The organism is Devosia sp. FKR38, from assembly GCF_005222805.1.
GTDB lineage: Bacteria > Pseudomonadota > Alphaproteobacteria > Rhizobiales > Devosiaceae > Devosia.
Map to the genome: position 1 here is coordinate 937,823 of NZ_STGC01000005.1, position 18,413 is coordinate 956,235.

General features: G+C 65.0%; 16 protein-coding genes and 2 tRNA genes. 10 read left to right on the forward strand and 8 right to left on the reverse strand.

What is annotated here, in order from left to right; genetic code table 11:
• The first annotated feature begins 37 nt into the window (after nt 1–37).
• The 4 genes from recJ to E8M79_RS09590 all read left to right on the forward strand — a co-directional run bounded on the left by recJ (nt 38) and on the right by E8M79_RS09590 (nt 5,267).
• Nucleotides 38–1,828 (forward strand): single-stranded-DNA-specific exonuclease RecJ, encoded by a 1,791-nt coding sequence (recJ, locus tag E8M79_RS09575; protein ID WP_137151693.1) that lies wholly within the window; start codon nt 38–40, stop codon nt 1,826–1,828.
• A gap of 74 nt (nt 1,829–1,902) precedes the next feature.
• Nucleotides 1,903–3,237, forward strand: coding sequence for an FAD-dependent oxidoreductase (locus tag E8M79_RS09580; protein WP_137151694.1), 1,335 nt, complete (start codon nt 1,903–1,905; stop codon nt 3,235–3,237).
• Nucleotides 3,222–4,007, forward strand: a complete 786-nt coding sequence (locus E8M79_RS09585; RefSeq protein ID WP_137151695.1) for a DUF1365 domain-containing protein — start codon at nt 3,222–3,224, stop codon at nt 4,005–4,007. Before E8M79_RS09580 ends, E8M79_RS09585 begins: the two co-directional genes overlap by 16 nt.
• Before the next feature lie 24 nt (nt 4,008–4,031).
• The gene (locus tag E8M79_RS09590; protein WP_248304956.1) at nt 4,032–5,267 is read left to right on the forward strand and encodes a cyclopropane-fatty-acyl-phospholipid synthase family protein; all 1,236 of its coding nucleotides are present in this window, start codon (nt 4,032–4,034) and stop codon (nt 5,265–5,267) included.
• Nucleotides 5,268–5,324: 57 nt separating this feature from the next.
• Here E8M79_RS09590 and E8M79_RS09595 read toward each other — a convergent pair whose 3' ends face one another.
• From E8M79_RS09595 to E8M79_RS09625, 7 genes are all read right to left on the reverse strand, one after another.
• Entirely contained in the window at nt 5,325–6,080 is a 756-nt protein-coding gene (locus E8M79_RS09595; protein ID WP_171015806.1) for an SDR family NAD(P)-dependent oxidoreductase, read from the reverse strand.
• 2 nt (nt 6,081–6,082) lie between these two features.
• A complete protein-coding gene (locus tag E8M79_RS09600; RefSeq protein ID WP_137151697.1) occupies nt 6,083–6,751 on the reverse strand; it encodes a ChrR family anti-sigma-E factor in 669 nt (222 codons plus the stop codon).
• Nucleotides 6,748–7,347: a sigma-70 family RNA polymerase sigma factor gene (locus E8M79_RS09605; RefSeq protein WP_137151698.1), complete on the reverse strand. Its 600-nt coding sequence runs from the start codon at nt 7,345–7,347 to the stop codon at nt 6,748–6,750. The genes E8M79_RS09600 and E8M79_RS09605 overlap by 4 nt, the downstream gene beginning before the upstream one ends.
• A gap of 178 nt (nt 7,348–7,525) precedes the next feature.
• Nucleotides 7,526–7,600 (reverse strand) — tRNA-Glu (locus E8M79_RS09610).
• Nucleotides 7,601–7,650: 50 nt separating this feature from the next.
• Nucleotides 7,651–7,725, reverse strand: a tRNA-Glu gene (locus tag E8M79_RS09615).
• A 72-nt stretch (nt 7,726–7,797) separates the two neighbouring features.
• Nucleotides 7,798–8,274: a D-Ala-D-Ala carboxypeptidase family metallohydrolase gene (locus tag E8M79_RS09620; protein WP_137151699.1), complete on the reverse strand. Its 477-nt coding sequence runs from the start codon at nt 8,272–8,274 to the stop codon at nt 7,798–7,800.
• A 148-nt stretch (nt 8,275–8,422) separates the two neighbouring features.
• Nucleotides 8,423–8,839 carry a VOC family protein gene (locus E8M79_RS09625; protein ID WP_137151700.1) on the reverse strand — a complete coding sequence of 139 codons (417 nt, stop codon included), beginning with the start codon at nt 8,837–8,839 and terminating at the stop codon, nt 8,423–8,425.
• 251 nt (nt 8,840–9,090) lie between these two features.
• Between E8M79_RS09625 and E8M79_RS09630 the strand changes: the two genes are divergently transcribed.
• Together E8M79_RS09630 and E8M79_RS09635 are read left to right on the forward strand one after the other, a co-directional pair.
• A complete protein-coding gene (locus E8M79_RS09630) occupies nt 9,091–9,648 on the forward strand; it encodes a cold-shock protein (RefSeq protein WP_248304957.1) in 558 nt (185 codons plus the stop codon).
• A gap of 11 nt (nt 9,649–9,659) precedes the next feature.
• On the forward strand, nt 9,660–10,142 hold the full coding sequence (locus E8M79_RS09635; RefSeq protein WP_248304958.1) for a DUF192 domain-containing protein: 483 nt from the start codon (nt 9,660–9,662) through the stop codon (nt 10,140–10,142).
• A gap of 17 nt (nt 10,143–10,159) precedes the next feature.
• Here the strand turns inward: E8M79_RS09635 and E8M79_RS09640 are convergent, their stop codons facing one another.
• Complete coding sequence (locus tag E8M79_RS09640) at nt 10,160–10,846, reverse strand: hemolysin III family protein (protein WP_137151702.1); 687 nt, start codon at nt 10,844–10,846, stop codon at nt 10,160–10,162.
• Between the two features lie 198 nt (nt 10,847–11,044).
• Between E8M79_RS09640 and E8M79_RS09645 the strand changes: the two genes are divergently transcribed.
• The 4 genes from E8M79_RS09645 to E8M79_RS09660 all read left to right on the forward strand — a co-directional run bounded on the left by E8M79_RS09645 (nt 11,045) and on the right by E8M79_RS09660 (nt 18,412).
• Nucleotides 11,045–11,521 carry a metalloregulator ArsR/SmtB family transcription factor gene (locus E8M79_RS09645; protein ID WP_137151703.1) on the forward strand — a complete coding sequence of 159 codons (477 nt, stop codon included), beginning with the start codon at nt 11,045–11,047 and terminating at the stop codon, nt 11,519–11,521.
• 208 nt (nt 11,522–11,729) lie between these two features.
• On the forward strand, nt 11,730–14,777 hold the full coding sequence (locus E8M79_RS09650; protein ID WP_248304959.1) for a glycoside hydrolase family 38 C-terminal domain-containing protein: 3,048 nt from the start codon (nt 11,730–11,732) through the stop codon (nt 14,775–14,777).
• A 42-nt stretch (nt 14,778–14,819) separates the two neighbouring features.
• Nucleotides 14,820–15,890 (forward strand): LacI family DNA-binding transcriptional regulator, encoded by a 1,071-nt coding sequence (locus tag E8M79_RS09655; RefSeq protein ID WP_137151704.1) that lies wholly within the window; start codon nt 14,820–14,822, stop codon nt 15,888–15,890.
• 35 nt (nt 15,891–15,925) lie between these two features.
• Nucleotides 15,926–18,412 (forward strand): hypothetical protein, encoded by a 2,487-nt coding sequence (locus E8M79_RS09660; protein WP_205747898.1) that lies wholly within the window; start codon nt 15,926–15,928, stop codon nt 18,410–18,412.
• The last annotated feature ends 1 nt before the right edge of the window (nt 18,413 follow it).

Here is an 18,413-nt window from a genome sequence, read left to right on the forward strand (position 1 = left end):
CCTCGACCGGGCCGTCGAAATCGCCTACCTCTCGCCCATGCTGGATGCGCCGCGCCCATTTCTTGATGTTTCCCGCTCGGTCACCGGCCGGGCGTGGATCGACCGACTGGACAGCACCACCACCCGCACCGCCGGGGCCATTGCCCAGCGCATCGGCGTTTCGGAAATCCTGGCGCGCGTCATGGCGGCGCGCGGTGTGGGCGTGGACGGGGCCGAGAGCTATCTCGAGCCCACCATAAGGGCGCTGATGCCCGATCCCTCGACGCTGACGGCCATGGATGCCCTGGCTGAGCGCATGGCCAGGGCCATTGCCGATAGCGAATCCATTGCCCTGTTCGGCGATTATGACGTGGACGGCGCCTGTTCCTGTGCGCTGATGGCCCGCTATCTCCGGCATTTCGGCATCGTGCCGCAGGTGCATATTCCCGACCGCATCTTTGAAGGCTATGGCCCCAATATCGCGGCCATGGACAAGTTGATCGACGCCGGCGCCACGCTGATCGTGACACTTGACTGCGGCACCACCAGTGACAAGCCCATTGCCCATGCCCGCAGCCGCGGCGCCGATGTGCTGGTGATCGACCACCACCTGGCCGACCACGCGCTGCCCGAGGCCAATGCCCTGGTCAATCCCAACCGGCCGGACGATATTTCGGGCCTGGGCTATCTCTGCGCCGCCGGCGTCACCTTCATGGCCCTGGTCGCCATCAACCGGGCGATGCGCCAGCGCGGCGACACCGGGCTTCCCGATCTGCTCAAGCTCCTCGACATCGTCGCGCTGGGCACGGTCTGCGATGTGGTGCCGCTGGTCGGGCTCAACCGCGCCTTTGTGGTGCGGGGGCTGGAAGTGGCGCGTCGCGGCGACAACAAGGGCATGGCCGCGCTTGCTTTGGCCTCGCGCATCAGCGGCCCGATCAATCCCTATCATCTGGGCTTTCTCATCGGCCCGCGCATCAATGCCGGTGGCCGCATCGGCAATGCCGCGCTGGGCACCGAACTGCTGGCCGTCGATGACGAGCACCATGCGCTCTCGATTGCCGCGCGGCTCGATGAACTCAACACCGAGCGGCAGCGCATCGAGGTCGAGGCCGTCGAAGAAGCCACCGCCGTAGCGGAACTGGAGATCGGCACGGGCGAGGGGCCCAGCGTGCTGGTACTCGCCTCGGCCAATTGGCACCAGGGCGTGGTAGGCCTCGTCGCGGCGCGCCTGCGCGAACGCTTCGAGCGCCCCGCCTTTGCCATTGCGCTGCATGCCGATGGCACCGGCACCGGCTCGGGCCGCTCCATGCCGGGCGTTGATCTGGGCAGCGCCGTGCTCAAGGCCGTCGAGACCGGGCTGATCGCCAAGGGCGGCGGCCATGCCATGGCGGCGGGTATCACCATCAAACCGGGGCAGCTCGGCCCGTTCCGCTCGTTCCTGGCCGATACGCTGGCCACCGATGTTGCGGCAGCCCGCGCCGCCAGCGCGCTCAAGGTCGATGCGGCGCTCACCGCGCGTGGCGCCTCGCTTGACCTGGTGCGCGATCTCGAACGGGCAGGGCCCTATGGCTCGGGCAATCCCGGCCCGGTGTTTGCCTTTCCCGCCCATCGGGCCAAGTTCGCCCAGGTGGTCGGCAAGGGCGGCCATGTCAGCTTCTCGCTGGTCTCCGAGGACGGCGCCAAGCTCAAGGCCATCGCTTTCCGTGCCGCCAGCACCGAGATTGGCGATGCGCTGCTGCGCGGCAATGATACCAGCTTCCACTTCGCCGGCAGCCTGGGGATCGACCACTATCAGGGCCGCGAACAGGTGCAGTTTCGCCTGCTCGATCTGGCTAAGCCCAAGGCTTGACGAAACTTTTGTCTGATCCAGCCTGTTTCCTTCTGCGTAGGAACAGACAACACAAGCGGGGGACTAAGCCGATCATGAACGCCACGACTATTGCCGTCATTGGATCGGGAATCTCAGGACTTTCAGCGGCTTGGCTGCTTTCTCAGACTCAGGATGTTACGGTTTTTGAGCAGGCTGACCGGCTGGGTGGCCACTCCAATTCCATCATGGCAAAGGTGCCCGAGGGCGAAGTTTCGGTCGATACCGGCTTCATCGTCTATAACGAGCGCAACTACCCCAACCTGACCGCCTTCTTCAAACATTTCGACGTTCCGACCGCCGATTCCTGGATGAGCTTTGCCGTGTCGATCTGCGAGGGCAAGCGCGAGTATTCCGGCGAATATCTCAATGGCCTGTTCGGCCAGCGTCGTAACATCATTCGCCCTGAGCACTGGAAGCTGGTGGGCGATATCCTGCGCTTCTTCCGTGCCGCCGAAAAGCAGATCGCCCAGTGCCCGGACGATCTGTCGATCGCTGAGTTCCTCGATCGCTTCAACTATTCGCGCGTCTTCATCCAGGACCATATCCTGCCCATTTCGGCCGCCATCTGGTCGACGCCGTCGCGCGACATGCTGAGCTTTCCGGCCAAGACCTTCATCGAATTTTTCGCCAATCACTCGCTGCTGCAGGTCAACAACCGTCCGCTCTGGCGCACGGTCAAGGGCGGCGCCCGCGAATATGTGCGGCGTGTTGCAGAGCAGTCCGCGTTCAAGACCGTGCTCAATGCCAATATCCGCGCCGTCGAGCGCAGCGACACCGGCACCACGCTGGTGTTTGCCGACGGCAGCCGCCGAGCTTTCGACCAGGTGGTGTTTGCCTGCCATGCCGACCAGGCGCTGGCCCTGCTGGCCGAGCCGACCGAGGCCGAGCGCAATGTGCTGGGCGCGTTCCGCTTCACCCGCAACCACGCCACGCTGCACACCGACGCCAGCTTCATGCCGCGCCGCCGCCATCTGTGGTCATCCTGGAACTATCTGCGCGGCGCCGAGGGCGAGCGCGATCTGAGCCTGACCTATTGGATGAATGAGCTGCAGCCGCTGCCGACCCGCTCCAATGTCTTTGTCACGCTCAATGCCTACCGCGACTTTGCGCCCGGAACGGTGCAATATGAGGTCGACTACGAGCATCCCCTGTTCGACGCCAAGGCCATCGCCGCCCAGCGCGACCTCTGGCAGATCCAGGGCCAGCAGCGCGCCTGGTTCGCCGGCGCCTGGATGGGCTATGGTTTCCACGAGGACGGGCTGCAGTCCGGCCTCGAGATTGCCGAGCGCATCGGGCCGCAGCTGCGCCCCTGGAGCGTGGTCGAGCCACGCGGGCGCATTGCGCATAATTGGGTCGAAGGAGACCGCCACCAGTGGGCAGCCGAATAGACCAGGACGATGCTGCTCCCGGCGCCATCTATGTCGGTGATGTCGTGCACAAGCGCATGCGGCCGCGCCAGCACAAGCTGCGCTACCGCGTGTTCTCGCTGCTGGTCGATCTCGATCAGCTTGATGATTTGGATCAGAAGCTGCGCTTCTTCTCCTTGAATCGATTCAATCTTGTGTCGTTGATCACGCGCGATTTCGGTCCGCGCGATGGCAGCAGGCTGGCAGAATTCATCCGGGGCAGGGCCAAGGCGGCGGGTGTCGAGGGGATCGCCCGCATCCGCATGCTGGCCTATCCGCGCCTCCTCGGCTTCGCCTTCAATCCCATCACCGTCTATTATGCCGAGAACGCCGAGGGCGCGGTGACCTTCATGCTCTACGAGGTGCGCAACACCTTTGGCGAGCACCATTTCTACGAGGCGCCCATCGACCCGGCGGCGTCTGAGATTACCCATGAGCAGCCCAAGGCCTTTTATGTCTCGCCCTTCAATACCATGACCGGCACCTACCGCTTCACGGTGCGCCCGCCGGCCGACAGGCTCTTCCTCGGCATTACCCTGTCCGATGCGGAGGGGGGGCTGGTCACCACCTATTTTGATGCCGAACGCCAGTCGATCACCGACGGCCTGCTCTTGAAGCTCCTGCTTGCATATCCACTTATGACTATTAAAGTGGTGGCGGGCATACACTGGGAAGCTCTGCTTTTGTGGCTCAAGGGTGTGCCGCCGACGCTTGGATTGCGGCGCCAGCTGAAAAATGGGCGCCAAGTGTAACGATATGTTGGATCGTTCTGCCCAATGACAAAAACAGCAATTGATAGCACCAATACCGGCGCAACCCCCTGGACCAGCCTGATGTCCTGGCTGGTGGACCGCGTTGGCGTGTCCCTGATCGGCAAGCCCAGCCACGGCGGGATCACCGTGATTTTCCCCAATGGCCGCACCCGCACCGTGGGTAACACCACCACGGGCGAGCATGCCGTGCTGCGCCTGAACAATTTCAAGGTGCTCAGCGAAGCCATGCAGCGCGGCACCGTCGGTTTTGCCGCCGCCTATATGCGCGGCGACATCGAGGTCGATGACCTCACCGCCCTGTTCCGCTTCTTCCTGCAGAATCGCGACATGTTCGAAAAGGCCAATCCAGGCTTTTTCCGCCGCGCCGCCGGCGACCTGCACTACCATCTGTCGCGCCGCAACACGCTGGAAGGCTCCAAGAAGAACATCGCCGAGCACTATGACCTCGGCAATGATTTCTATGGCCAGTGGCTCGACCCCTCCATGACCTATTCCTCGGCCGTGTTCACCTCCGGTGACCAGAGCCTGGAAGAGGCGCAACTGACCAAATACCGCCGCGTCGCCGACATGGCTGGGATCACCGAGGGCTCTTCGGTGCTCGAGATCGGCTGCGGCTGGGGCGGTTTCGCTGAGACCGTGGCGCGCGACTACCACGCCAATCTGCGCGGCATCACCCTGTCGGCCGAACAGCTCAAGTTTGGCCAGCAGCGCCTGGCCCGCCAGGGGCTGGACGATCGCGCCACGCTGGTGTTCGAGGACTATCGCCACACCGAGGGCCAGTTCGACCACATCGGCTCCATCGAGATGATCGAGGCGGTGGGCGAGGACAATTGGCCGAGCTATTTCCAGACCGTGCATGATCGGCTCAAGCCCGGCGGCACCGCGGCCATCCAGGCCATCACCATTGCCGAGCCGGATTTCGACGCCTATCGCTCCGGGCCCGATTTCATCCAGCGCTACATTTTCCCGGGCGGCATGCTGCTGACCAAGACGGTAATGGCCGAGTTCGGCGAGCGCTATAATCTGGTGCTGGAGAATGTCGAGACGTTCGGCCTGTCCTATGCCCGCACGCTGCGCCTGTGGCGCGAGCGCTTCCTCGAACGCTGGGCCATGATTGCCCCGCTCGGCTATGACGAGGAATTCCGCCGCAAGTGGGTCTATTACCTGAGCTATTGCGAAGCCGGCTTTGCCGAGGGCGTCATCGACGTGGGCATCTATCAGTACCGCCGCCCGGCCTGAGGGCGGGGCGGGGGCATAGTGTCGAAACGAAGTGAGGCCTGACGAGATGCCCGGGGACTAGCTGTCCTTGGGCACCATTTTTTCGGTGAGCCAGAAGAACACCGGATAGGGCAGCCAGCGCATGGTCTTCATCAGCCAGACCATGCGCTTGGGGAAGGCGATCTCGAATCGATCGGACTGCGTCAGCCCGTCCACGATGCGGCGTGCGGCATCGTCGGTTTCCATCAGGAACGGCATGGGGAAGTCGTTCTTGTCGGTCAGTTCGGACTTCACAAAGCCCGGCGCGATCATCCGCACCACCACCTTGCGATGCGCCAGCTCGGCCCGCATGGTCTCGAGCAGATTGATCAGCCCGGCCTTGGTCGAGGAATAGGCCGCCGAACGCGGCAGGCCGAAATAGCCGGCCACCGAGGCGATGACGGCAAAATGCCCGCCGCCCAGGCGCTCCATCTGCGCGATGACCGGATTGGCCATGCGGATGACGCCGAGGTAGTTGGTATTGAGCACAGTCTCGAACTCGTCGAGCGCGTAATTGCCCGCTTCCATGGGCTGCCAGGCGGCGGCGCCGAAGATGAACAGATCAATGCGGCCATGCGCTGCTGTCACGGCCGAGACGGCCGCGCCGATGGCGGCGCTGTCGGTGACATCGAGCGGGTAGGGCACGATGCCGGCGTGACCGCTGGCCACCGCCTGCAGCTTGTCGACGCGGCGACCGGAGATCGCCACCGTCCAGCCGCGCTCGGCCAGCAGGCGGGCCACGGCTGCGCCGATGCCCGAGCCGCCGCCGATGATCCAGGCCACGCCCGGGGTCATGCTCATATGCCGAACAGCGGCTGCAAGGCGCGCATCAGCCGCCCCTGGAAGGTTAGCTTGGCATCCACGGCCACCAGGCAAATGCAGTCCTCGCCGGGCTCGGCAATGGGCTGGTGCTCCACGTCCTCGTCATGATCGGCAATGTCGCCCTTGGCGAAGATGCCGAAGCGATCCTTGTAGGCGCCCTGCAGGATCAGCGTGAGTTCCTGCCCGCCATGCCCATGCTCGGGCACGCGGCGGCCACCGGCCACACGCAGCAGCATCAGGCGCGACTTGCCATCCTTGCCCCAGGCCAGGTCCGCCGTGGCGACGCCAGGCCCGGTCCATTTCCAGCGCACGCTGTCCAGCCCGCCCGGAACATAGCGTTGCAAAGGCAGCGGCAGGCCATCCTCGGTCGGCGCGGCAACCGGTGCCGGGCGCTTGGTCAGGGTCATGGTGTCGCCCTCGTCGTCGAGGCTGTCGAGCAGGCGATCAAGCGCGCCAGAGCCCAGCGGGGCCGCCGGCTCGTCATTGAGCAGGGCGCCACCAATGGTCTGGATGTGGCGCAGCGATTCGCGTCCGCCCTCGGACATGGCCAGATGGGTGGCGACGACGGCCGCATAGGGCTCGTCGAGCGTGCCGGCACCAAAGGCCATCAGGGTGGCGATATCGGGGTGGTGATTGATGGTCATTGCAGATCTTCCAGCATGGGCCGGAGACGTTCGTAGGCCAGGCGAAGTCTCGATTTTACGGTACCCAGGGGAATGCCGATGGACTCGGCAATCTGGGCGTGGGGCATATCGTGGATGAAGCTGAGGCGGACGACCTCCTGCTGCTCCACGGGCAGTGCCTTGAGGGCGAGAGTCACCCGCGCGATGATCTGATTCTGTTCGACAAGGCTGCTGCCCAGGGGGGCGTCGCTGGCCATCTCCAGATTGTCGAGATCTTCGTACGGCTTGTTCGATTGCCGGCGCAGCTGATCGATGCGCAGATTGCGGGCGATGGTGAAGATCCATGTGCTCGCCGCGCCGCGCTGCTGGCTATACATCGCCGCCTTGCGCCAGATCGACACGAAGGTTTCCTGCACCAGATCCTCGGCCAGGGCCTCGCTCGACCCAAGCTTGAGCATCATGGATTTGATGCGCGGACCGAAATGGTTGAACAAGGCCGCCAGGGCGGCCTTGTCGCGCTGTTCGGCGACACGCAGCAGCAGGCTGGAGAAGTCGTCGCTCTCAACGAGCACGGGCGTCCGTCCGATGATGTGGTCTGTCATATTCAAGGCATACATCGGCTTCTCCGCGCCTGTAAGCCTCGTACGCGGTCTATTCAGCCCTGGATCAGCGGTAGCGCTGAAAATGTGATCACGGCCGCCATCGCCACGCGCAATCGGAATGCTAGATGGGCCAAGCCGAGACGCCGCTGGTGCGGGGCCGGACGATTCTGACAAGGGGAAGGGGAGGAGTTCCTGGTACGCCCACGGGGAATCGAACCCCGCTCTGCACCGTGAGAGGGTGCCGTCCTGACCGATAGACGATGGGCGCGGACCTAGGAAACTGCCGCTCAATTTATGCCATCCCCATGTGAAAAGGAATGGTACGCCCTAGGGGAGTCGAACCCCTCTCTGCACCGTGAAAGGGTGCCGTCCTAACCGATAGACGAAGGGCGCTTAAGCGCTGCCGGTCGTATAGTTGGGTGTTTTGTGTTGCGCAACCCATTTGCGCATTCATTCGAGTTTTTTTTAACAGCCTGAGAAAGTGACGGGGCGATTATAGCCGCGTGGACGGTCGCGCACGTCCACATGGATGAACTGCCGACCGGGGTAGCAGCCCAGGCCGCCCACGCTGTCGGTGCGCATGGCAAAGGCAATCAGCTGCTGCTTGTCGACGCCGGGGATGTAGAAGTCCGCGGCCATGCATTTCTTGTGGTAGGAATTGTCCTGGCCGCCGGCCGCCGCATTGTGCTGGCCGTCGCGATAGCCCGAATTCATGATCACCTTGCGCCCGAACTGGCCTTCGAACTCCCAGATCAGGAATCGCAGCTTGGGGGTCAGGCAGAAGGCATTGACCTCGCCGCTGGACACAAAGGTACCCCAGTCATTGCGCTTGCCGGCGTAGCTGGCCCCACTCGAGCTGGCGAACATGGCCATGGGCATGCAGGCGCCCAGGATGAGGGCGCAGACAACAGCTGCGGCAATGGGACGAAACAGGTGGCGCATCACGACTTCCGCCGGCCCGATTGTTGCGGTTTTACAACAGTTAAGGGCTCGTTTGATAAGTCGCTAAAATACGCTGGGTTTCGCTAACCGCGGCCTAATGGCTACGGTTAGCAAAGTCTTGCCGGCCGATAGCCGGGTGGTCAGGTGCCTACCACTTGCCCGTATTGGGCATGGACAGCCAGGGCTCCTGCGGGGGCAGGGAGCCCTCCTGAATCAGTTCGATCGAGATGCCGTCCGGCGAGCGGACAAAGGCCATGTGACCGTCGCGCGGCGGGCGGTTGATGACCACGCCCATGTCCATCAGATGCTGGCACAGGGCATAGATGTCCTGCACGCGATAGGCCAGGTGGCCGAAATTGCGCCCGCCGGTATAGGTTTCCGGATCCCAATTATAAGTCAGCTCGACCTCGCCGCCGCCGTCGCCGGGCGCGCGCAGGAAGATCAGCGTGAAGCGGCCCTTTTCATTGTCGGTGCGGCGCACCTCCTCCAGGCCCAGCCCCTTGCAGTAAAACTCCAGGCTCTCGTCGATATTGGTGACGCGGACCATGGTGTGCAGATAGCGCATGGCGTTCTCCTCATGTTGGCTTGTCGTGACCATGGCCTAGCAAGGGGGCCCGCCTGCGGCAACCTTTGCCCCGCCGAACAAATTACTAAGACATGCTTAACAAGCGCGATTGAATCGGCCACAGTGATGGCTATTGTATTGTGGAGTACCTCGTCACTGCGGGATGAGGGAGAAGGGCTTTGGGGACTATGGGGGCCAAGTTTGGCGGCGATGGCGATGAGCCAGCGAACCTGTCGGAGCAGACGGGGTCTGTGACACGCAATGACTCGCCGTCTCACGGTGTCGAGAGCGGCCTGGATACCATCGAAGTCTCCGGCGCGATCAAATGGTTCGACGCCGGCAAGGGTTTTGGCTTTATCGTTCCCGACAATGGCATGCCCGATGTACTGCTGCATGTGACCTGCCTGCGCCGCGACGGCTACCAGACGGCCCATGAAGGCGCGCGCATCGTTGTCGAGGCGCTCAACCGCCCCGGTGGCCTGCAGGCCTTCCGCATTGTCTCCATGGACGAATCGACCGCCCGTCACCCGGCACAGGTTGCCCCGCGCACCCATGTCGTGGTCGAGCCAACCTCTGGCATGGTGCGTCTTGAGGTGAAGTGGTTCAACCGCATCCGCGGTTTCGGCTTCCTCTCGGCCGGCGAGGGCACGCCCGATATCTTCGTGCATATGGAAACGCTGCGTCGTTTCGGCATTGCCGAGCTGCGTCCGGGCCAGTTTGTGCTGGTGCGCTATGGCAATGGCCCCAAGGGCCTTATGGTTGCCGAAATCCGGCCCGATGACTGGGGCGGTGCGCCGTCGTCGCACTAGGACCTGATGCCATGACCCTTTCCGCATCCGGCGTTATGCCCTTCGTGCGCCGCTCTGCTGCGGCGCTTGCCATTTTGCTGGTCGCGGCGCCTTTGGCCGCCTGCAGCGATGAAGGGCGCCTCGTGCTCAACTCGGCGACCGGCGCCCATGAGTTCCACGTCGAAGTGGTCGACACACCGGAATCGCGGGCCCAGGGCCTGATGTTCCGCCAGGAGCTGGCTGACGACGCCGGCATGCTGTTCGATTTCAAGCAGGAGCGGGACGTGTCGTTCTGGATGCAGAACACCTTCATTCCGCTCGACATGATCTTTGTCGGCGCCGATGGCGTGATCAAATCCATCCATGTCAACGCGCATCCGCATGACACGACCTCGATCCCGTCGGGCGCGCCGGTGCAGTTCGTGCTGGAAATCCCCGGCGGACGCTCCGAAGCGCTGGGCCTGAAGGCCGGCGACACCATGGAACATGACCGGGTGGCCAAGCCCGCCAACTGAGGCGGGCGGATCGGGCGCTAGAGCCGGTGAATCACCATGCAGTCCAGCACCGCCCAGAGGTGCAGACTCGCGCCGGCCACCACGAACACGTGCCAGAGCGCGTTCTGGAACTTCAGCTTCTCCCACAGATGGAAGATGATGCCGAGCGAATAGGTCACGCCGCCGGCCAGCAGCAGCATCATGGTCGATTGCGGCAGGGTCTGCGCCAGGGACTGGAACACCAGAATGCCGCTCCAGCCAATGGCGAGATAGAGCGCGATGGCCAGGCGCCCGAAGTGCTCGGGCACGATCAGCTTGAGGGCGACGCCGATCAGTGAGGCGCCCCAGACAAAAGTGGTCATCAACACGCCCGTCGTCGTGCCGCCGATGACGGCGAGAAACGGCGTATAGGAGCCAGCGATGAAGAGGAAGATCGCGGCCTGATCGAAGCGGGCCAGCAATTTCTTGACCGGTGACACCGGCCACAGATTATAGGCCAGCGATACGCCGAGCACGACCACCAGGCTCGCCACATAGACGGTCAGGGCAGGGGCCGCTTCCGGCGCTGTCTTGATGATGGCAAAGGCCAGAAGGATCGATCCAGCGGCGATCGCCACCACCAGGCCGAGCACATGGACAATGCCATCCACCAGCAATTCGGCGCGCGTGTAAGGCCGCTGTTCGCGGCTCCACCATGAATATGTCGCGGTCGGTGTGTCTTGCATATCGTGCATCCCCAATGGCCACACCCTCGCATGCTCTCGTGGCCGAATTGTTGCGGCTTTTGCTGGAATCACCGGGATTTGCGATTATCCTGAAGCCTTGACCAACAGTTCTGGTGAACAATCCGTTCTATCCCATTGGGCGGACTTGACGAGTAACCCTGTCGTTACCTACTCAGCAGCAACAGCTCTGGAACCGTCATGCCGCCCATCAAGATCCTCGTCGCCCTGGCCGATCCCACCCGTTGCCGGCTGATCGAAATCCTGCATGAGGGCCCCCAGCCGGTGCATGTGCTGGCGGCAGCGTTCAAGATCAGCCGCCCGGCGATCTCCCGGCATTTGCGCGTGCTCAAGCAGGCTGGGCTGATCAGCGAGAAAAAGCTCGGCCGCGAAAACCGCTATGCGCTGCATGCCCATCGCCTGGCGCCCGTGCAACGCTGGCTGGCCGAGGTCTTGCCGGCGGCCAAGACGGCTGCCGTGGCCGAATCTGCCGTCGTTGTCGCGGCGCCCGAGCCCGTAGTGGTGCCGGCGCCCGAGCCCATTGCCGCAGCGCCGGTCAAGCTGGCCCGCGTCAAGCCCGCGGCCAAGGCCAAGCCCGAAGCGCCCGTGGCCAAACCGGCTGCGTCACCCCGGCCAAGCGAGCCGGCTGCCGTCTCGCAAATGGGCTTCGACTTCTAGCCAGCCATCGCACCAAATCCAGGGGCCGCAGGCCCGAGCTGATCAGCGCTCCTCTGCCGCCGCCCCCGGGCTGCGGCGGGGCGCTTGTGTGCGTCGCGATGTGAAAATCCTCCGCCACTATTTTCATTGCTTTTCGCCCGAGAAACGCGAGAAATACGCGACGAATCTCCCCGCAAAGAAAACATTTTCATTGCCATAGGACATAGCCGTGACGCGGACCGCCAAGTCTTCATCGATCGACACCATGCTCAAGGCCCTGTCCGAGCGCATCTTCGTGCCCACCGGCATGGCCGTGCCACTGCGCTACCGCGCCGCTGGGCATGACGAGCGCGCCGCCGTGCTCCAGGAAGACACCAGCGCCTGGACCATCGTTGATCGTGACCTGATCTGGGGTGAGCCGGATGGCTATTACTGGTTCGCTGGGTCCGTGGTCATTCCGCCCGAACTCGATGGCGCAGCGGTGCATCTCTATATCGAGGCAGCGTTTGGCAAGGTCATGGGCCGCTCCGATCCGCAATGCCTGGTGCGCGTCAATGGCCGCATCACCCAGGGCTCGGACGCCAATCACCGCACCATTCGCCTGACCGACAAGGCCCGCGCCGGCGAGCGCTTCGACATCATGGTCGAGGCCGGCACCATCGAGGATCGTCGCCAGCTCGGCTTCGGCATTCACCTGTGGACCCATGATGGCTTGGCCGAAAAGGTCTATTACGACCTCAGCGTGCCGCGCGAAGTGGCGCGTCTGCTGCCCGAGGACGATGCCCGCGCCCATGCCATCATCCGCCACATCGATGCGGCCCTGGCCGTGCTCGATCTGCGCCCCGGCAATCTCCAGCGCTTTCACGCCAGTCTGAAGGCTGCCGAGCAGCATGCCGACGCCATCTATGCCATGGCCGATGCCGACGCCATGCCGACCATCGTGGCCACCGGCCACACCCATATCGACGTCGCCTGGCTGTGGCGCGTGCGCGAAACCCGCCAGAAGATGGCGCGGTCCATGGCCACGGCCCTGGCGCTGATGGACGAATATCCCGACTACCGCTTCATGTATAACCAGTGCGTGCTGCTCGATTATCTCGATCAGGACTATCCCGAGCTGTTCGAGCGGGTGGGGGAGCGCGTCAAATCCGGCCAGTTCGAGATCGAAGGCGCGCTCTGGCTCGAGCCTGATGTCAATGTGTCCAATGGCGAATCCCTGGTCCGCCATATCCTGCATGGCGTGCGCTACCACGAGAAAACCTACGGCGTGCGCCCGCGCATGCTCTGGCTGCCCGATACCTTCGGCTATTCGGCTGCCCTGCCGCAGTTGATGGAGCGCTCCGGGCTCGACACCTTCGTGACGCACAAGCTGAGCTGGAACGACACCAACCGCATGCCCTACGAGACCTTCCGCTGGCAGGGCATCGACGGCACGACGACCGCGGCCTATTTCCTCACCACCCAGCCCTATAAGTCGCCCAGCATCGGCACCACCTATTGCCCCGATCTCAAGCCCACCCACGTCATGGGCACCTGGAACCGCTATGGGCAGCAGCCGGTCAATGACGAGCTGTTCCTGGTCTATGGCCATGGTGATGGCGGCGGCGGCCCGACCCGCGAAATGCTGGAGAATATCCGCCGCATGGAACGCGGTATTCCCGGCTGTCCCAAGGTCAGCCACGAGCCGATGCGCCCCTTCTTCGAGCGCCTCCTGGCCAAGATGAATGCCTATCCCGAGCGCTTCCCCACCTGGGTGGGCGAGCTCTATCTCGAATTTCACCGCGGCACGCTGACCTCGGTGGCCAAAAACAAGGCCAACAACCGCAAGGCCGAGCGCACGCTGCGCGAGATCGAGGCCCTGGCCGTTGCCGCCCACCTGCGCAGCGGCATGGCTTATCCCCGCGCGGCGCTGTGGGAGCTGTGGCAGATCGTCATGCTCAACCAGTTCCACGATATCCTGCCCGGCTCGTCCATCGGCGCGGTGTTTGACGATAGCGACCGCGACTATGCCCGCTTCTTTGCCACGGCCGACGCCCTGCGCGCCGAGCTGGCCGCTGGCCTGGGCGGCGGCGCCGGGGCGGCCTTCAACGTCACCAATCGAACCCGCTCAGGCCTCGTCGCCAGCGCCATGGCGGGCAGCCAGACCATCGAGCATGCCGACGGCAGCACGCGTTCGGTGATCCGTCAGGCGCCGGTTGCGGGTCTAGGCTCAGCGGCCATCGCGCCGCAGGCGCCGGTGAGCACCCTCAAGGTCTCGGCCAATGCCATCGAGAACGATCACCTGATCGCCCGCTTCGATGATCTCGGCCGCATCGTCTCGCTGCGCGACCGCAAGCACAATCGCGAAGTGCTGCGCCCCGGCCAGCTCGGCAACCATCTGCGCGCCCATCGCGACCGTCCGGCCCAGTTCGATGCCTGGGACATCGATCGCTCCTTCGAAGACCAGTCCTGGGACATCGACGAGCTCGTCTCCGCCCGCGTCGTCGAGACCGGCCCGCTGCGCGCCGCCATCCGCTTTGAATACCGCTATGAAAGCTCGACCATCGTGCAGATCGTCTCGCTGGAAGCCGATGCGCGCCAGCTTGAGATCGAGAGCTTCATCGATTGGCACGAGCACAATACGCTGCTCAAGGCCGGCTTCCCCATCGCGGTCAACGCCAGCGCCGTACGCGCCGAAATCCAGTTCGGCCATGTGCAGCGCGCCACCCATGTCAACACGAGCTGGGACGAGGCGCGCTACGAGTGCTCCATGCAGCGCTGGATCGACGTCTCCGAACCCGATTTCGGCGTCGCTTTGCTCAATGACTGCAAATATGGCTATGACGCCAAGGGATCGACGGTGCGGCTGACGCTGCTGCGCTCGCCGACCTATCCCTGGCCGGAGTCCGACCAGGGCGCGCACCGCATCCGCTATGCCATCATGCTGCATGATGGCGACACGGCTGCCGTCACCGCTGCGGCCGAGGACTTCAACCTGCCGCTGCTGGCGCTGCCCGGCGCCGGCGCCGTCGATTCGCCACTGCTGGCGGTCGAGGGCGATGGCATCGTGCTCGAAGCGCTCAAGCTGGCCGAGGACGATGACGCCCTCATCCTCCGCCTCTGGGAGGCCCGCGGCCAGCGCACGCCGGCCAGCATCACGCTGCCCGCCGGCTATACGGTGGCAGAGGCTGTCGATCTGCTGGAGCGCGACGGCGTGGCCCTCGCCATCGACGCGGGCCGCGTTGCGCTGGCCTTCGGCCCCTTCGAGGTCAAGACCATTCGGCTGGCGCGGGCATGATGGCCGCGCTGTGCCACAGCTTCGGCCTGCGGTAGGCGCGCCATGGCCGGGTCGGTGATCGAGCGCGTCAAGCCGCCCAAGGTGGGCATCAAGGATGTCTCGCGCGAGGCGGGCGTGGCCATTTCCACCGTCTCGCATGTGCTCAACGGCACGGCGCCCATCTCGCCGGCCGTCCGGGCCCGTGTGCTCGATGTCGCCCGGCGCCTGGGCTATCTGGCGCGGCGCCAGGCCATGGGCGCCATCGGCGCGCTGCAGGCCGTTGTCGTCGCCATGCCGCCCGATACACTGGCGCAGACCAGCTTGAACCTCGTCTCCTGGACCATCCTCAAGGCGCTGGGCGGCGCCTGCGAGGCGCGCGGCATAAGGCTGGTGCCCCATGCCATCGACGCCGCCGGCGATGCCAATGGCTTGCTGGACGCCGTGGCCACCAGCCAGGCCGATGGCCTGCTGCTGCTCAATATCGACCGCCCAGAGCTGATCGACGCCATTGCCGCCGCCGACATCGCTGCCGTGCTGCTCAACAGCGAAGACAGCCGCATGCGCCTCGACAGCGTGACCCCCGGCAATCGCTTCGGCGCGTGCCTCGCCACCAATTGGCTGATCGGGCAGGGGCATCGCCAGATTCTCCACGTCACCTGGCAAGGCCGCACCACCATCCGCCGCCGCGCCGAGGGCTTTTGCGACGCCTTTGCCGACCACGGCCTGCCGCCCGAAAACGCGCGCTTCTGCTATGCCAAAAGCTGGGAGCCCGAGGCCGGCGAGGCGGCCGTGACGGCCTGGCTCGACGCGCACAAGGGTCTCGACGGCGTCACCGCCATCTTCTGCGCCGCCGACAATCTGGCGCTGGGCGTCATGCGCGCGCTGGCGGCGCGCGGGCTGAACGTGCCGGGAGATGTCTCGCTGATGGGCTTTGATGGCATTGCCCCCGGCCAGTTTGCCGCGCCCAGCCTCAGCACCGTCAATGTGCCGCTCGAACAGCTCGGCGCTGCCGCGCTCAACCTGCTCGAACAGCGCCTGATCAGCGTTGGCGCCCCCCGCGCCACGCAAAAGCTCGAACTGGGCTGTGACCTGGTGCTGCGCGACAGCGCCGCTGCCCCGCCCATCACGGCCTGACCCCGCCTACTGCCTGACCTTTTTCGGAGTTCGCTATGCCCAGCCCCGTCGCCAATTTGCACCAGGGCTTTGCCATTGCGCCGGGCGGCAGCGTCACCGCCTGGGCGCTTTCGCCGGTCTCGGCCATCGACTACCCTGGGATAGCCGCGCCGGCCGAGGATCGCGTCAACTACCACTTCATCAATGGCTTCGTGGATGTCGGCACGCTGCCCTGCCGCATTGCGCTGATGCGCGAGCTGGCCACCCGCGTTCCTGCGCTTGAAACCGACTGGTCCGTCGAGGGTCTGCACCTGCCTGGGCCCAGCCGCCGCGTCGAATTCACCCGCTTCCAATATCGCCCCACGCGGCTTTCGCGCTGGTGCCGTACCACCTTGGTGCCCACCACGCCCGGCGACCACCGCTTTGACCTGATCACCTGTGGCGGCGTCCACATCTGGGTCGATGGTGTGCTGCAGGTGGCGTTTGAGCCCTATGTGCGCAATAGCCCGCAGCGCCGCGAGATTGCCCTGCCGCTGCGCGAGGGCGGCAGCGATGTCGTCGTGCTGACCGAGGAAATGGCCGAGCGTGACACGACCTGGTTCTTTGAACTCGGCCTGATCAGCCCGGCGCCGATTACCGCCACGCTGCCCGGTGCCCAGGCGCAGGGCGACAGCGCCGCCATCCGCCAATTGGCCGCCAGCGTGCGCCCGCTCGGCGAAAGGGTGGGGCCCGAGGGCCTGGTGCTGCAGTTCGACGCTGGCGTTGCCGTGCCGGTGGAGCTCGCCGTCACCCTGCGCCCGGGCTCCCAGGCCGGGGGCGATTCCCTGCACTATGATCTGACGCTGCCACCGCAGCAGGACCAGCTGTTTGTCTGCCCGGCCGAGAGCCTCGCCAGCGGCTTCTATATCGTTGATCTGGTCTTCGCCGCGCAGGGCGCTCGCACCACGCGGGAAATCCACTGCGTCGTGCTGCCTCAGGTCGAACCGCGCCAACTGGCCGCCGACATCGCCACGCGCAAGCGCCAGGCGCTCGATCATATTGTCGAGCATGGCGAGGAGCGCATGGGCACCGCGCTGGGCTTGTTGGCTGCCGGCCATGCCGACGATCCGCGCCTGCGCCGCATTATCGAAAAGACGCTGCATGTCATCGAGCAGCGGCACGACTGTTCCGATTTCGTCGCTGTGCCGCTGCTCTGGGCGCTGCACCGCTTTGCCGACGGCCTGCCGGCCGATCTCCTGGCCCGCGCCCAGCGCGCGCTGCTGGACTATCGCTATTGGGTCGATGAGCCCGGCAATGACGTGATGTGGTTCTGGAGCGAGAATCACGTGCTCTGCTTCCACACCGCGCAATTGCTGGCCGGGCTCCTGCTGCCCGATGCTCTGTTTACCGCCTCCGGCCGCACGGGCCGGCAACAGGCCGAGCTGGGCGAGATGCGCATGGGCCTCTGGCTCGACGCCATCGAGCGCGATGGCCTGGCCGAATGGAACTCGGCCGCCTATTACCCCATTGATTTTATTGGCCTGCTGGCCCTGGCCGAACTGGCGCCGCCAGCCATCGCCAGCCGCGCCAAAGCCATGCTCGATCGCCTCTTCGAGATGATTGCGCTCCATACCCTTGCCGGCGTGCCGGCGGGCAGCATGGGCCGCGCCTATGGTCTGGAACTCAGCGCCGGCGCCATCACCGAGCTGGCGCCCCTTGCCGCCGTGGCCTTCGGCCGGGGCTGGCTCAATCGCGGCGTGGCGGCCTTCCCGCAATTCCTCGTCGGCGCCTATGAGCCGCCAGCGGCGCTGGCCGCGCTCGTCAATCCGCCGCAGGACCGCGCGGTCACAGCCCACTACGTGCAGGGCCATGCCGGCGCGGGGCGCCTGGCGCTCTACAAGACCGCCCATGTGCAGCTCTCGGCCTGCGTCGATGGCCGCCCAGGCCAGACCGGCCACCAACAGCATCTGGTCGATGTGCGCCTCGCCACCCATCCCTTCGCCCGCGCCTGGGTCAACCATCCTGGCGAGGACGATCCCTGGGGCCACAATCGCCCGTCTTTTTGGGCCGGCAATGGCGTGATGCCGCGCGTCGGCGCGCACGACAATGTCGCGCTCCAGCTCTATGACCTGGGCGCGTCGCCGCGCGTCGCCTTCACCCATGCCTATCTGTCGACCTCGGGCATCGACGAGCGCGTCCTCGAGGGCAATTGGCTCATCGCCCGCGCCGGCCAGGGCGTCGTCGCCATCGGCGCCACGGCGCCGCTTGCAGCCATGACCACTGGCGCTGGCGCCGGCCGCGAATATCGCGTTGCGGGCCTGCGCACCGGCTGGGTCACCATCGTCGCCGATTGCCCCGACGCCGCTGCCTTCGCCCGTTTCCGCGCGCGTATCGCCGAGACGACGCTGACGCGCGATGGCCGCAGGCTCACCGTCGTCCGCCCGGAGGCCCCCGTGCTGACGCTCGACTGGGACCATGGCCTCAGCGTCGATGGCGCGGCGTGGACCTTCCCCAATCCGACAGTCATACCTGCTGTCGTCACCATTCCGGCCAGGGTCTGGTAGC

Coding starts and splice junctions, on each gene's coding strand:
- E8M79_RS09655 (WP_137151704.1), top strand. CDS start 14,820: ATGGCCGGGTCGGTGATCGAGCGCGTCAAGCCGCCCAAGGTGGGCATC.
- E8M79_RS09580 (WP_137151694.1), top strand. CDS start 1,903: ATGAACGCCACGACTATTGCCGTCATTGGATCGGGAATCTCAGGACTT.
- recJ (WP_137151693.1), top strand. CDS start 38: ATGCTGGATGCGCCGCGCCCATTTCTTGATGTTTCCCGCTCGGTCACC.
- E8M79_RS09595 (WP_171015806.1), bottom strand. CDS start 6,080: ATGACCCCGGGCGTGGCCTGGATCATCGGCGGCGGCTCGGGCATCGGC.
- E8M79_RS09660 (WP_205747898.1), top strand. CDS start 15,926: ATGCCCAGCCCCGTCGCCAATTTGCACCAGGGCTTTGCCATTGCGCCG.
- E8M79_RS09600 (WP_137151697.1), bottom strand. CDS start 6,751: ATGACCATCAATCACCACCCCGATATCGCCACCCTGATGGCCTTTGGT.
- E8M79_RS09635 (WP_248304958.1), top strand. CDS start 9,660: ATGACCCTTTCCGCATCCGGCGTTATGCCCTTCGTGCGCCGCTCTGCT.
- E8M79_RS09645 (WP_137151703.1), top strand. CDS start 11,045: ATGCCGCCCATCAAGATCCTCGTCGCCCTGGCCGATCCCACCCGTTGC.
- E8M79_RS09605 (WP_137151698.1), bottom strand. CDS start 7,347: ATGTATGCCTTGAATATGACAGACCACATCATCGGACGGACGCCCGTG.
- E8M79_RS09640 (WP_137151702.1), bottom strand. CDS start 10,846: ATGCAAGACACACCGACCGCGACATATTCATGGTGGAGCCGCGAACAG.
- E8M79_RS09625 (WP_137151700.1), bottom strand. CDS start 8,839: ATGCGCTATCTGCACACCATGGTCCGCGTCACCAATATCGACGAGAGC.
- E8M79_RS09590 (WP_248304956.1), top strand. CDS start 4,032: ATGACAAAAACAGCAATTGATAGCACCAATACCGGCGCAACCCCCTGG.
- E8M79_RS09620 (WP_137151699.1), bottom strand. CDS start 8,274: ATGCGCCACCTGTTTCGTCCCATTGCCGCAGCTGTTGTCTGCGCCCTC.